Source organism: Actinomyces timonensis, assembly GCF_040702965.1.
GTDB classification, from domain to species: domain Bacteria; phylum Actinomycetota; class Actinomycetes; order Actinomycetales; family Actinomycetaceae; genus Actinomyces; species Actinomyces timonensis_A.
This window is the reverse complement of sequence record NZ_CP159989.1, coordinates 1,721,543-1,735,005: the sequence shown is the minus strand read 5'-3', so window position 1 is coordinate 1,735,005 and position 13,463 is coordinate 1,721,543. Positions and strand designations below refer to the sequence as shown.

Here is a 13,463-nt window from a genome sequence, read left to right as displayed (position 1 = left end):
TGGGCGCATGACCACCTCGACGCGCAGTGGCCTGGCGGGCCACGAGCTGATCAAGGGGCGCGCGGCGGGCGACGACCTCCTCATGCTCGTCGATCCCGACTGCGACGTCCCTCTCACCGCCGCGGATATCGCCGCCGCGTGCGACCGGCGCGGCGGCATCGGCGCCAGCGGGCTCGTGCGCGTCGTGCGCACGGCGAGCCTGCCCGGGGCCGAGCGCTTCGCCGAGGCCGTGCCCGAGGCGGAGTGGTTCATGGACCACTACAGCGCTGATGGGACCGTCGCCGAGACGACCCCCAGCGCCGTGCTCCTGCTCGCCCAGACCCTCATCGCCGAGTCCCTGGCCGTCATCCTGGAGGGCGCGTCGGTGACCATCGGGACGCGCGGGGGCGCCCGCACCGCCACCAGGATCGGCGACCTGTGGGCCGTGGACATGGGGCCCGCGCGCCTGCCCCTCCGCCCCGAGACCCCTTCCGGCGCCGCCGAGGCCGACGACGACTGGCCCGGCTGGGACACCGCCGTCGTCGTCCCGGGGCTCGACGGCCCTCGCGCCGGCCTGAGCGTCACCATGCCGGGCGCCGCGGACACCCACGTCGTCATCGCCCTGGCCGACGCGGCCGAGCTCGACGCTGCGGGTCCCGAGGGGGCCATCGGTCCCGGCGGCGCCGTGCGCTACGAGCCCGAGCCGTCCGGGCCGGTGGCCCTGGACGCCGTGGTCCCCCTGGGCGAGGAGGCCGACCCCGCCAGCGGGGAGCCGATCGGCGTGGCTCGTATGAGGGCCCTGGGTCGGTCGGCGGGGGACGCCCCCTCCACCGGGATGAGCTGCTGCGCCGCCGCCGCCGCCCTCCGCGAGTGGGAGGGCGAGGGCGCCCCCGAGTCGTACCGCATGCTCGTCCCCGGCGGGGAGGTCGGGGTCCACGCGGGCGGCGCGGGCGCCGCGCCGGGGGGAAGCATCATCCTCACCGGCCTGGCCAGCCTCATCGCGCGGGTGACGGTCCTATGAGCCGCCACGACCTGCGCCAGGTCGCCACGACCGGCCTCATGCTCTTCGCCCTGTTCTTCGGGGCGGGCAACCTCATCTTCCCGCCCTCCCTCGGCGCCTCCAGCGGGGACGCGGTGGGCGTCGTCGTCATCGGTTTCATCGCCACCGGGGTGATCCTGCCGCTACTGGGCGTCATCGCCGTATCCACCTCGGGGGAGGGGATCCTCGGCCTGGCCCGGAGGGTCGGGCCCCGCTTCGGGCGGGTCCTCCCGCTCGTCGTCTACCTGTCCATCGGCCCGCTCTACGCCATCCCCAGGACCGCGATCGTCTCCTACGAGCTCGCCACGAGGCCGCTCCTGGAGCTCGCCGGGATGCCCACCGGCCGCGTGGCCCTGGCCCTCCACGCCGTCGGGTTCTTCGCCGTCGCGCTCGCCCTGTCCCTGCGGCCCTCGCGCATGGCCGACAGCATCGGCAAGCTCCTGACGCCCGCGCTCCTCATCCTCATCGCGGTGCTGTGCGCCGCCGCTGTCATGTCGGGCCCGACGATCGATCGACCCGCCACCGGCGCCTACGCCACCGCGCCGCTGGCCGCCGGCCTCACCCAGGGCTACCTCACCATGGACGCGCTGGCGGCCACCGTCTTCGGGATCGTCGTCATCACCACCCTGCGCTCCCAGGGGATGAGCACCGAGAGGCAGATCCTGTGGGGCACCAGTGGCGCCGGCGTCATCGCCGCGATCTGCCTGGCGGCCGTCTACGGCAGCCTGGCGCTGCTGGGCATGCGCGCCGACGGGGATCCCGCCGACGGCACCTCGCTCCTGCGCGCCGCCGCCGCCGACTCCCTCGGGCCCACGGGCACGGTGGTCTTCGCGCTCATCGTGGTGCTCGCCTGCCTGTCCACCGCCATCGGGCTCATCTCCTCCTGGGCCGGCTACGCCAACACCGCATGGCCCCGGATCGACTTCCGCGCCCAGGCCATCGGCTGCTCCGCCGTCTCCCTGGCGCTCACCAACCTGGGTCTGAGCGCCATGATCGTCATCATCTCGCCGGTCACGCTCCTGCTCTACCCCATCGTCATCACCCTCATCGTCGTCACGCTCATCGACAGCGCCGCTCCGGGCCATCTGCGCTGGACCTATCGGGTTCCCGTGAGCCTGGCCGCCGTCCTCGGCGCCGTCTCCGCCGCGGCGGAGACCGGCTGGTCGGCGCCCTCCGACCTCCTCGCGCGCACCGGGGCCTGGGACAACTCGATCGGGTGGATCCTGCCGGTGGTCATCGTCACCGCGATCTCGATCGGCGTGGACATCGTCACCGGCCGGTGGAGCCGGCCCGCCAGCGACACCAGCGACGTTCCCGACGAGGTCCGGCGGGCCATCGCCTCGCGGTACTGAGCCCCGAGTCCTAGGGGGAGCCGGTGACACCCAGCGCCAGCGAGTCCGCCCGCCGCATCGATCCCGCGGCCAGTGGCGCGGGGCCGATGGACCGTCAGCAGAAGGAGATCCTCTCCGTCCTGCTCATCGCCGCTTTCATGTCGCTCCTGGCCGTCTCCTCGGTCAATGTGGTCCTGCACGCCATCGAGACGAGCCTGCGCGCCTCCGCCTCCGCCCTGCAGTGGGTGGTCTCCGGTTACGCGCTCGTCTTCGGGATCCTGCTCGTGGCCGCGGGGCGAGCCGGGGACGTGCTGGGCCGGGGCCGCCTGCTCGTCGCGGGCCTGGCGGTCTTCGGCACCGGCTCGCTCCTATCCGGCCTGGCGCCCTCCCTCCTCGCCCTCAACCTGGCGCGCCTGCTCATGGGCGTGGGCTCGGGCTTGCTGAGCCCCCAGGTCACCGGCATGATCCAGCAGTACTTCGCGGGTGAGCGGCGCGGGCGCGCCTTCGGGATGTTCGGCGGGATGGTGGGCGTGTCCGTGGCCGTGGGGCCGGTCCTGTCCGGCGCGCTCGTCGGGGCGCTCGGCCCCGAGGCCGGGTGGCGCGCCTCCTTCCTCGTCAACGTACCCGTGGCGCTCATCGGCGTGATCGTCGCGCTGCGGGTCCTTCCAGCCTCCGCCTGGGCCCCATATCCCACCACCGCTCCCGGCCCCCGGGGCTCTGGCGCCTCCATGAGCGCCAGACCGCCCCGCGCCGACTTCGACCCCGTGGGCATGGTGCTCCTGGGCCTGGCGACCCTTCTCATCATGCTCCCCTTCGTCGAGTCCTCCGGCTCACCGGTGGGCGCCTGGATCTGGGGGAGCCCCGGCATCGGGCTGGCCCTGGGAGCCGGCTGGCTCGTCTGGGAGCGCGGCTACGCGATGCGCGGGTGCCAGCCCATGGTCCACCTGGGGATGTTCCGCACGCGCTCCTTCGCCGTCGGGACGCTGCTCATCGGCGCCTACTTCACCTCCGCGGCGGGGATCTGGCTCATCATCGCCCAGTACGTCCAGCAGGGCCTGGGGTCCTCCGCCCTCGCGGCGGGCCTGGTAGGCCTGCCGTCCGCGCTGGCAGGGGCCATCGGCGCCCCGATCGCAGGGCGGCACGCGCTGCGTGTAGGGCGCTCCATGGTGCTCATCGGACTGATGCTCGTCATCGCGAGCCTCCTGGCCACGATGCTCGTCGTCCGCCTCCACGCCACCGTCGGCCTGCCGTTCTGGTGGGCGAGCCTCACCCTCGCCCTCCATGGCGCTGGGCAGGCGATGGTGGTCTCGCCGAACCAGACGCTCTCCCTGGCCGAGCTGCCCCTCCACTACGCCGGGGCGGCCGGTGGCATCCTGCAGACCAGCCAGCGCATCGGCACCTCGGTGGGGATCGCCGCGCTCACCGGCATCGCGTTCTCGACGGCGGGCCGCCAGGGCTGGGACCAGGGATTCCTCATCGGCCTGGGCGCGAGCGCCGCGATCTGCCTGACGGCGCTGGCCCTGGCGGCCCTCGACCTACGAGCCGGCGCCGGGCGGCGCGGGGACGGCTCTGTCAGCGGCTGACGCGCAGGACCCGGAATCCCTTGGCCGAGGCCTCCCGCGCCACCGCCCAGCCCTGGGACGCGAGCCAGGAGGCCAGCGAGTCCGCCCCCAGGTTCTTGCCGACGACGAGCCAGGCCTCGCCGTCGTCGGCCAGGAGGGGCAGCCAGTTCGTCAGGAGCGCGCGCAGCGCCTCCTTGCCGATCCTCACCGGGGGGTTGGACCAGATGAGGTCCAGGTGCCGCCCGGAGGCGCGCAGCTCGGCGAGGAGCGCGTCGGCCGGGGCGGCGCGCACGCCCCCCAGTCCTGCGGCCACGGCGTTGCGCGCCGTGCAGCTCCACGGCGCGCTCATTGACGTCGGCGGCCAGGACCTCCGCGGCCGGGGAGGCCGAGCCCAGGGCCAGGGCGATCGGGCCCCAGCCGCAGCCCAGGTCCAGGAAGCGGCCGGTCCCGGGCGGATCGGGCACGTGGTCCAGCAGCACCCGCGTGCCCTTGTCCACCCGGTCCGCGCTGAAGACGCCGGAGGCCGTGGTCACCTCCACCTCGCGGCCCCGGATCGTGAACCGGTGGCGGCGCTCAGCGGCCCGGGCGGCCGGGGAGGCGGTGAAGTAGTGCTGGTCGCTCACGCCTCCAGGCTACCCGCCGCCGAGGACGCCGGGTGGGGCCGGTCCCGGGCCACCTCAATCCATGCGCCGGGCGAGCAGGGGAGTGGCGGCCAGTCCCACCACGAGCACGATGAGCACGGGGACGAGCAAGCGCGCCTCGACCCCGGCCGTCGTCGGGGCCACGGCGGCGGTGATGAGCGTGGCCAGGGCGGCGGCCCCCGCCGAGCTCGCCACGGCGGCGGAGGTGGCTGCGCGGGCCTGGCTGATGCCGTCATCGATCTCGGGCGCGGTGATGACCCGCAGCCACGCGTCCTGGTTCGTCAGCCCCATCCCGGCCCCGAGGACCCCGAAACCCGCGTGCAGGCACCACCAGGGGGCGGCGCCGGCCAGGGCCACGATCATGAGCGTGCCCCCGGAGGCGAAGGCGATCCCCGCCAGGGCCGTGCGGCGCCGCAGGAGCCCGGGATCGCGGGCGGGACGCGCCCCGCAGCGCATCGCGATGACCGACCAGCACACGCCCGCCGTCGTCAGCGCCCAGCCGATCGCGCCCGGGCCCAGCCCCAGCGCGTCATGGGCTGCTGGCGCCACCACCAGGTCGATCGTGAAGTAGAGGGAGCACAGCCACGCCAGGGTCCCGACGGCGGCCCCGCGCCCGCGCGCCAGCCGCAGGGAGCCCGCGGGGAAGACGCGCGCGCAAGCCCCCACCACGAGGGCCATCCCGAGGCCCGCCATCGGCCAGAACCAAGGGCCCGACGCCCGGGCCGCGCCGATGGCGCCGACCCCGCCCGCCATCGCCAGCGCGGGGATCCACGGCGCGCCGTCGTCCCCGCCCACGCGCAGGCCCGCCGCCTCGCGCGCCATCGCGGCCCGCGCCGCCACGAGGACGGGCAGGTAGCCCACGAGCGCCCAGCGCCACCCGGCGGCGGCGCTCAGGGCCGCGGCGTAGGCGGGCCCGATGAGGGAGGAGACCACCCACATCGCCGAGCCCGCCGCCGCGTACAGGCGCCGCCAGGCATCGGGCATCCCAGCCACGAGCACCCCCATCGACACGGTGGCGAGGGCCCCCGCCGCCAGGCCGCGCAGCACCTCGCCCAGGATGTACGCCCAGATGGTGGGCGCGAGCGCGCCGATGACCGCGCCCGCCGTGAGCAGCGCGGTCAGAGCCGTCATGAGGGCGCCGGCGCGCCAGCGCTCCAGCATCGCGCCGCCCAGGGGCATCGTGAGGAACGCGGGCACCTGGGCGGCGGCCGTGACCAGTCCGTAGGAGTCGCGGGCGTCGAGGTCGGTGGCCAGCAGCGGCAGGACCGTCTGGTTGATGTAGGTCTGCATCCCCGCCAGGAGCTCGACGACGAGCATCGCCATCGCCAGGTGGCCCAACCTCGTGGTCAGCAGGGCGCGCGGTGATGGTGGCGGTGCGGGGGCCCGCGTCGTCGGCGATGGGCTCACGCGCCGAGACTAGCGCCGACGAGCGCCGAGCCCCCGGGTGAGCGAGGGCGACTGCGCTACACTGCGCCCATTGTGGATCACCCGGATCCCGTGACCGGCGGCCAGCAGGCGCCGCGCGCGGCTGCCCGGACCGACGCGCCGGATCGGTCGGCCCGTCGAGCCCCGCTCCGGGCCCGCCTCACGCGATTCCGAAGGACTCCAGTGACCCACCCCACCCCCCACACCGCCGGGCGGCCCGACGACGCCGAGGCCCGCGCCGAGCAGATCGTCGCCCGCATCCTCTCCCGCCGGGGGACCGCCCTGGCCTCTACCGCCTCCCAGCGCGAGAACCTCGAGAGCGACGACGGCTTCCTGGAGCGGGAGGCCCGTGCCGCCACCCGGCGCGTCGCCTCCCTGTCCACCGAGCTGGAGGACGTCAGCGAGGTCGAGTACCGCCAGATCCGCCTGGAGAAGGTCGTGCTCGTGGGCCTCGACCTGCCGCGCGCGGCGGGAGGCCCCGCCGGGGCCCAGGACGCTGAGACCTCGCTGGCCGAGCTCGCCGCCCTGGCCGAGACCGCAGGCTCCGAGGTCCTCGACGCCGTCATCCAGCGCCGTGACCACCCCGATCCCGCCACCTACCTGGGCAGCGGGAAGGCCAAGGAGCTCGCCGAGATCGTCTCGGCCGCGGGGGCGGACACGGTGATCGTCGACGGCGAGCTCGCCCCCTCCCAGCGCCGTGCCCTGGAGGACGTCGTGCGGGTCAAGGTCGTCGACCGCACCGCCCTCATCCTCGACATCTTCGCCCAGCACGCCAAGTCCCGCGAGGGCAAGGCCCAGGTCGAGCTCGCCCAGCTGGAGTACCTGCTGCCGCGCCTGCGCGGATGGGGCGAGTCCATGTCCCGCCAGGCCGGCGGGCGTGTCGCCGGGGGCCAGGGCATCGGCTCGCGCGGCCCCGGCGAGACGAAGATCGAGCTCGATCGGCGCCGCATCCGCGAGCGCATGGCCAAGCTCCGCCGCGAGATCAGGGCCATGGCGCCCTCGCGCGAGGTCAAGCGCGGCACGCGCCGCCGCGGCCCCATCCCGAGCGTCGCCATCGCCGGGTACACCAACGCCGGCAAGTCCTCCCTCATAAACCGCCTCACCGGCGCGGGGATCATGGTGCAGGACGCCCTCTTCGCCACCCTCGACCCCACGGTGCGCCGCGCCCAGGCCTCCGACGGGCGCGTCTACACGCTCACCGACACGGTCGGCTTCGTGCGCAACCTGCCCCACGAGCTCATCGAGGCCTTCCGCTCCACCCTCGAGGAGGTCGCCGAGGCGGACCTCGTCCTGCACGTCGTCGATGCCGCCCACCCCGACCCCCTGTCCCAGATCGCCGCCGTGCGCACCGTCCTGGCGGAGATCCCCGGCGCCCTGGAGGTCCCCGAGCTCATCGTCCTGAACAAGGCCGATCTCGCCGATCCGATGACGCTCGTGGCCCTGCGCTCCCAGCTGCCCGGGGCTCTGGCCGTCTCAGCGCGCACCGGCGAGGGCGTCGAGGGGCTGCGCGAGCGCCTGGAGGAGATGCTGCCCCGCCCGGACGTGCCCGTCGACGTCGTCGTGCCCTACTCGCGGGGCGATCTCGTCTCGCGCGTCCACGCCGACGGTGAGATCGAGTCCATCGAGTACGTCGAGGCCGGCACGCGCCTGGTCGCGAAGGTCAGCGCCCCTCTCGCCGCCGAGCTGCACCGGCGCGGCCCTGTGAGCGATCGGGCGGCGGGCTCACCCGGCGGCGCCGAGGGCCCGCGCCCCGCCGAGCGGACAGCGCTGGCGGCCCTCGCCCACGCCGTCGGCGCCATGGGCGGCAGTCCCCGGGCCGGGCAGGAGGAGATGGCCCGCCGGGTCAGCCAGGCCCTGGCCGACGGCACCCATCTCATGGTGCAGGCCGGCACCGGCACCGGGAAGTCGCTGGGATACCTCGTGCCCGTGCTCGCCCGCGCCGTCGAGGCGGGGGAGCGGGCCGTGGTCTCCACCGCCACGCTCGCTCTTCAAAGGCAGATCCTCACCAAGGACGCGCCGCTGGCCGCCGACGCGGTCCAGGAGGCCACCGGCCGCGCCCCGTCGATCGCCCTCCTCAAGGGCTGGCAGAACTACGTGTGCCGTCACCGCGTGGCCGGGGGCTACCCCGAGGACGACGACGCCGACTCGCTCTTCTCGGCCGCCAGCGCCCTGGCCCCCGCCCGCCTGGGGCGGGCGGCATCCACCAACCTGGCCGAGCAGGTGCTGCGCCTGCGCGAGTGGGCCTCCACCACGCCCACCGGCGACCGCGACGACCTCGTCCCGGGGGTCACGGACCGCGCCTGGGCGCAGGTCTCCGTCTCCCGGGCCGAGTGCCTGGGCACCTCCTGCCCCTTCCACGACGACTGCTTCCCCGAGCGCGCCCGCGCCGCCGCCGGCGAGGCGGACCTGGTCATCACCAACCACGCGATGCTCGGCATCGCCGCCGCCGGCAATCCGAATGTCCTGCCCGAGCACGGCATCGTCGTCGTCGACGAGGCCCACGAGCTCGCCGACCGGGTCCGCTCGCAGGGGACCGTGAGCCTGTCCGCCGCCGCCGTCATGCGCGTGGCCGCCACCGCCCGCAAGCACGCTGGCGTCATCGCCGCCGACCTGGAGGCCGCCGGCCAGGCCCTCCAGCTCGCGCTCGCCGACCTGCCCGATGGGCGCCTCGTGGAGGGCCTGCCCCAGGCCCTCCACGACTCCCTCATCACCCTCGACGAGGCCGCCCGGCAGGTCACCAGCGATATCCGTGAGGCCGCCAAGGCCCGCTCGGGGGACGCGGGCGCGATCTCCCTGGCGCGCACCGCCGTCGCCGACCTCCTCGACGCCGTCGAGCGCACGACCTCGGGCAGCGTGGAGGCCCGCCGGGACGTGGCCTGGATCGAGAGGCCCCGCATGGGCGCCGACCCGCCGCGCCTCCTGCTCGCGCCCATCGACGTGGCGGGCAGCGTCGCCGACTCCCTCCTCGAGGGCCGGGCCGCCGTGCTGACCTCCGCCACCCTGGCGCTGGGCGGGGGCTTCGACCCCATGGCGCGGGCGCTGGGCCTCACGCTGGGAGCCACCGCGTGGGACGGGATCGACGTCGGCACGCCCTTCGACTACGCCCGCCAGGGCATCCTCTACACCCCCACGCACCTGCCCCGCCCCCAGAAGGGAATCTCCGAGGCCGCGCTCGACGAGGTCCTCGCCCTCACCGAGGCCTCCGGCGGCGGGATGCTGGGCCTGTTCTCCTCCAGGCGGGCCGCCGAGGAGGCCGCCTCCCTGCTGCGCGGCGCCACCGGCCTGACCGTCCACGCCCAGGGGGAGGACCAGCTGCCCACGCTCGTGCGCGCCTTCGCCGAGGACGAGGACTCCTGCCTCGTGGGCACCCTGAGCCTGTGGCAGGGCGTGGACGTCCCGGGGAGGGCCTGCCGGCTCGTCATCATCGACCGCGTCCCCTTCCCCCGCCCGGACGATCCCGTGGCCAACGCCCGCGCCGAGGCCGTCAGCGCGGCGGGGGGCAACGGCTTCATGTCCGTGTCCGCCACGCACGCCGCGCTCCTGCTCGCCCAGGGCGCGGGTCGGCTCGTGCGCCGCTCGGACGACCGCGGCGTCGTCGCCGTTCTCGACCCCCGGCTGCGCCGCGCCCGCTACGGGGCCTTCCTGGCCCGCTCCATGCCGGCCCTGTGGCCCACGACCGAGCGAGAGGTCGTCCTCGGGGCGCTCAGGAGGCTCGCGGCGGCCGGGAACTAGAAGAGCGCTGAGACGGGCGGGGGCGCCCCGCCTATGGCACCCGGGGGAGGCGACGCCGAGTCGTGGGGCTTCGGGGCTTAGGGCCGCCGTGCCGCGCTCCTCCTGTGACTAGGCTGGGACCTGGGCCGAGCGGCCCGTCCCACGAAGATCTGGAGGTTTTCCGTGTCCGACGCCGTGATCACCAACACCGCTGAAGGCTCCTACCCGACGGGCAAGTCGGGCCGCCCCTCGAAGGTCGCCATCATTGGCGCCGGAGCCGTGGGCTCCACCCTCGCCTATGCCTGCGTGACCAAGGGCGTGGCGCGCGAGATCGTCTTGCAGGACATCGCCAAGGAGAAGGTCGAGGCCGAGGCCCTCGACATCGCCCAGGGTATCCAGTTCACCTCCGCCGGCGCCGTCTCCGGCTCCGACGACCCGGAGATCTGCCGCGACGCCGACGTCATCGCCATCACCGCCGGGGCCAAGCAGAAGCCCGGCCAGTCCCGCCTCGATCTCGCCGGCGCCACCGTGGGCATCATGGAGAAGATCCTGCCCAAGCTCGTCGAGGTCGCCCCGCACGCCGTCTTCGTGCTCGTGGCCAACCCGGTCGACGTCGTCACTTACTGCGCCAAGAAGATCACCGGCCTGCCCGACAACCAGGTCTTCGGCTCCGGCACCGTCCTGGACACCGCCCGCATGCGCTACCTCATCTCGCTGGAGACCGGGACCGCCACGCAGAACATCCACGGCTACATCGCCGGCGAGCACGGGGACTCCGAGGTCCCGCTGTGGTCCTCCACCCAGATCGGCGGCGTGCCGATCACCCAGTGGGGCAAGACCCTCGACGGCGGCTACTTCGACCGGGAGAAGCGCGACCGCATCGCCCACGACGTCGTCCGCTCCGCCTACCGCATCATCGAGGGCAAGGGCGTGACCAACTACGCCGTCGGCCTGGCCGTGCAGAAGATCATCGGCGCCATCCTCAACGATGAGCAGCGCGTGCTCACCATCTCCCCGCTGCTGGACAACTGGCATGGGATTTCCGACGTGTGCATGGCGGTGCCCACCATCGTCGGGCGCGAGGGAGCCGGTAGGCGCCTGGAGCTGCCGCTGACGCTGGACGAGCGCGACGCGCTCACCGCCTCCGCGACCCGCCTGCGCGAGGTCGCCCGCGGCCTGGGCTACTGAGGCCCCGCGCCCGCGCGACGACGGCGCCCCCATCCGGTCATGGATGGGGGCGCCGTCGTCGTAGGCCGCTCGCTACAGCGCGCGCAGGACGGTGACGACCCGTCCCATGATGGTGGCGTCGTCGCCCGGGATCGGCGCGTAGTCGGGGTTGCGCGGCAGGAGCCACTGGTGCCCGTCCTTGCGGGACAGGACCTTGATCGTGGCCGAGGCGCCGTCGACGTCGTCGAGCATGGCGGCGACGATCTCCCCGTTGGCGGCGTCGGACTGGGCGCGGACCACCACCCAGTCGCCGTCGCAGATCGCGGCGTCGATCATCGAGTCCCCGTGAACCTGGAGCATGAAGAGCTCCCCGGAGCCGGTCAGGCGCCGGGGCAGGGCCATGACGTCCTCGACCTCCTGCTCGGCCAGGATGGGCGAGCCTGCCGCGATCCGCCCCACGAGGGGCACTGCCACGGTCTCCCCCTCCGCCACTCCCGGCAGCATGGGCAGGGCGGCGGGGGAGGGGCTGGCTGGGGCGGGGACCGCCAGCGCGGGGCCCCCAGGAGCGGCCGCGGGCGCGAGGGCCCCGGGCTCCTCGGGAACGATGACCTCCAGGGCGCGGGGCCGCTTGGGATCGCGGCGCACCAGGCCGAGGCGCTCGAGCTTGTCGAGCTGGTGCTTGACCGACGATGGGCTGGTGAGCCCCACCCGCTGACCGATCTCGCGCATCGAGGGCGGGTAGCCGTGATCGACGACGGCGTCGCGCACGGCCTTGTACACCGCGCGGGCGCGCTCATCGAGGCTCGCGAGGACGTGATCGCCACTGGCCGCGCCGCGAGCGCCCTCGGCGCCCCCCGCGCTGGGGGCGCCATCCCGGTGGGAGCGCTCCCGCGCGGCTGCCCCCTCCGCCCGCCGCGCGGCCGGTCTCCCGGCTCGTTCCCCCGTGGTGCGGTCGCTGCCGTGGGGCGTGCTCATCGCGATCTCCTCGATAGTGCGGGCGGTCTGCTGGATCGGGCCGGCGTCGGGGCGCCGCGGCGACCACGGGCCCGATGCGAGCGGTCAAGGGCGCCGGATTCGTGTCAGTGCCCGGTGATGTCCTGGTTGCCGTCAACCATACGGCCAGCCCGTCGGTCATTCAAACACACGTTCGAAAAATGCTGGACGTGTCGCGCCGGGCCCGCTAGTCTTCGAACAGTTGTTCGTCGAACATGTGTTCTAGGAGGTTCCCCGTGAGCGCACTCGCACTCCCGCCGCAGCCGTCCCGCCGCCTGCGGATGGTCACGCCCCTGTCCGCGCACTCGGCGGCCTCGGCCCCTTGCGCGGGGACTGCCGAGCAGGAGGCGCCGGCCGCGCGCGCGGCCGGCGTTCCTCGCCGCCCGCGCCTACGACTCGTCACCGGGGCGGATGCCCCGGGGCTCCCTGCCATCGCGGCTCTCGCTGACCTGCGCCGGCGCCCGAGCGCGCCGCGCCCCGCCCGTCCGCGCCCCGCCTCGGGCGCTCGCCGGACCGCCGCGCCCGGGGCGTCTGAGCCGCGCTCCCGCGTGGGGCTCGCCGAGCTCGCGAGCCTCGCGCCGACCCATCCCTCCATCAGCGGCGCCCAGAGGCGCGCCACCGCGGGGAGGCCGGCCCAGGCCGGGCCCGCGCGGTGGGTGGGGCGGCCAGGGGCCTCCAGGCGGGGCGGGGCCGTCTCGCGCGCCGGGAGTGATGAGCGCGCTGGGGACGCCGCGCGCGCTGCGAGGGGGGCCTCTCGGGGAACGCTCGCCTCGTTGCCGGCGCCGATGCGCCGGGGCGTCGTCTCGATGATGGTCGTCGTCCTACTCGCCCTGGTCGCCGCCGCGGGGATCATCGGCAGTGGCCTCATGGCCCCCGTGGAGACCTCCACGGCAACGGTCCAGGCGGGCCAGTCCCTGTGGGACGTCGCCGCCGCCACAGGCGCCCCGGACGTGTCCAAGGCCGTGGCCCAGATCGTGGACCTCAATGGCCTCGACTCCTCAACGATCCACCCGGGACAGCGCCTCGTCGTCCCCGTCCACTGACGAATCGCCCAGAGGGGCGATCGCTGGGACTGCGGCTCCTTGCGGTGACGGGGATGGGCGCCTAGGCTCCACGTCACAGGCCATGCTTCAACCCCGAGGAGCCCGCGTGCACTGTCCCTTCTGCCGCCACGACGGCTCCCGTGTGGTCGACTCCCGGACCTCCGATGACGGCCTGGCCATCCGGCGCCGCCGAGAGTGCCCCGCCTGCGGTCGGCGCTACACGACCATCGAGACGGCCAGCCTGTCCATCCGCAAGCGCTCCGGCGCCGTCGAGCCCTTCTCCCGGGACAAGGTGATCGTGGGCGTGCGCCGTGCCTGCCAGGGCCGTCCCGTCTCCAATGACGACCTCGCGCTCCTGGCCCACAAGGTGGAGGAGACCATTCGCGCCACCGGGCACGCCATCGTCGACTCCCATGAGATCGGCCTGGCGATCCTCGGGCCGCTGCGCGAGCTCGATGAGGTCGCCTACCTCCGCTTCGCCTCGGTCTACTCCAACTTCAACAGCCTGGAGGACTTCGAGCGGGCCATCGCCGACCTCCGCGCGGCGCACGCCTGAGCCACCAGGAGGGCCC

9 protein-coding genes and 1 pseudogene are annotated in these 13,463 nt (G+C 74.6%); 7 read left to right on the top strand and 3 right to left on the bottom strand.

Translation table 11 applies throughout. The annotated features are described in order from the left end of the window. The first annotated feature begins 7 nt into the window (after positions 1 to 7). The 3 genes from ABXS69_RS07550 to ABXS69_RS07540 are packed head-to-tail and all read left to right on the top strand — an operon-like array spanning position 8 to position 3,932. Positions 8 to 1,000 (top strand): diaminopimelate epimerase, encoded by a 993-nt coding sequence (locus tag ABXS69_RS07550; protein ID WP_366180102.1) that lies wholly within the window; start codon positions 8 to 10, stop codon positions 998 to 1,000. Further along, entirely contained in the window at positions 997 to 2,370 is a 1,374-nt protein-coding gene (brnQ, locus tag ABXS69_RS07545) for a branched-chain amino acid transport system II carrier protein (RefSeq protein WP_366180101.1), read from the top strand. The genes ABXS69_RS07550 and brnQ overlap by 4 nt, the downstream gene beginning before the upstream one ends. Positions 2,371 to 2,393: 23 nt before the next feature. Continuing rightward, a complete protein-coding gene (locus tag ABXS69_RS07540) occupies positions 2,394 to 3,932 on the top strand; it encodes an MFS transporter (RefSeq protein WP_366180100.1) in 1,539 nt (512 codons plus the stop codon). Here ABXS69_RS07540 and ABXS69_RS07535 read toward each other — a convergent pair. Next, positions 3,922 to 4,534, bottom strand: a pseudogene (locus ABXS69_RS07535) (methyltransferase). The gene ABXS69_RS07540 and the pseudogene ABXS69_RS07535 sit on opposite strands and share 11 nt — an antisense overlap. Before the next feature lie 54 nt (positions 4,535 to 4,588). Beyond that, positions 4,589 to 5,959 carry an MFS transporter gene (locus ABXS69_RS07530; protein ID WP_366180099.1) on the bottom strand — a complete coding sequence of 457 codons (1,371 nt, stop codon included), beginning with the start codon at positions 5,957 to 5,959 and terminating at the stop codon, positions 4,589 to 4,591. 201 nt (positions 5,960 to 6,160) lie between these two features. Between ABXS69_RS07530 and hflX the strand changes: the two genes are divergently transcribed. Next, a complete protein-coding gene (gene hflX, locus ABXS69_RS07525; protein WP_366180098.1) occupies positions 6,161 to 9,709 on the top strand; it encodes a GTPase HflX in 3,549 nt (1,182 codons plus the stop codon). Between the two features lie 162 nt (positions 9,710 to 9,871). After that, complete coding sequence (locus ABXS69_RS07520) at positions 9,872 to 10,876, top strand: L-lactate dehydrogenase (RefSeq protein ID WP_366180097.1); 1,005 nt, start codon at positions 9,872 to 9,874, stop codon at positions 10,874 to 10,876. 72 nt (positions 10,877 to 10,948) lie between these two features. Here ABXS69_RS07520 and lexA read toward each other — a convergent pair whose 3' ends face one another. Then, entirely contained in the window at positions 10,949 to 11,830 is an 882-nt protein-coding gene (lexA, locus tag ABXS69_RS07515; RefSeq protein WP_366180096.1) for a transcriptional repressor LexA, read from the bottom strand. A gap of 254 nt (positions 11,831 to 12,084) precedes the next feature. On the opposite strand from lexA, the gene ABXS69_RS07510 reads away from it, so the two are divergent. Then, positions 12,085 to 12,891, top strand: a complete 807-nt coding sequence (locus ABXS69_RS07510; RefSeq protein ID WP_366180095.1) for a LysM peptidoglycan-binding domain-containing protein — start codon at positions 12,085 to 12,087, stop codon at positions 12,889 to 12,891. Positions 12,892 to 12,997: 106 nt separating this feature from the next. After that, positions 12,998 to 13,447, top strand: coding sequence for a transcriptional regulator NrdR (nrdR, locus tag ABXS69_RS07505; protein WP_366180094.1), 450 nt, complete (start codon positions 12,998 to 13,000; stop codon positions 13,445 to 13,447). Positions 13,448 to 13,463 lie beyond the last annotated feature (16 nt).

Bases quoted from the DNA above. Each gene is read 5' to 3' on its own strand.
- ABXS69_RS07550 (WP_366180102.1), top strand. From the start codon at position 8: ATGACCACCTCGACGCGCAGTGGCCTGGCGGGCCACGAGCTGATCAAG.
- brnQ (WP_366180101.1), top strand. From the start codon at position 997: ATGAGCCGCCACGACCTGCGCCAGGTCGCCACGACCGGCCTCATGCTC.
- lexA (WP_366180096.1), bottom strand. From the start codon at position 11,830: ATGAGCACGCCCCACGGCAGCGACCGCACCACGGGGGAACGAGCCGGG.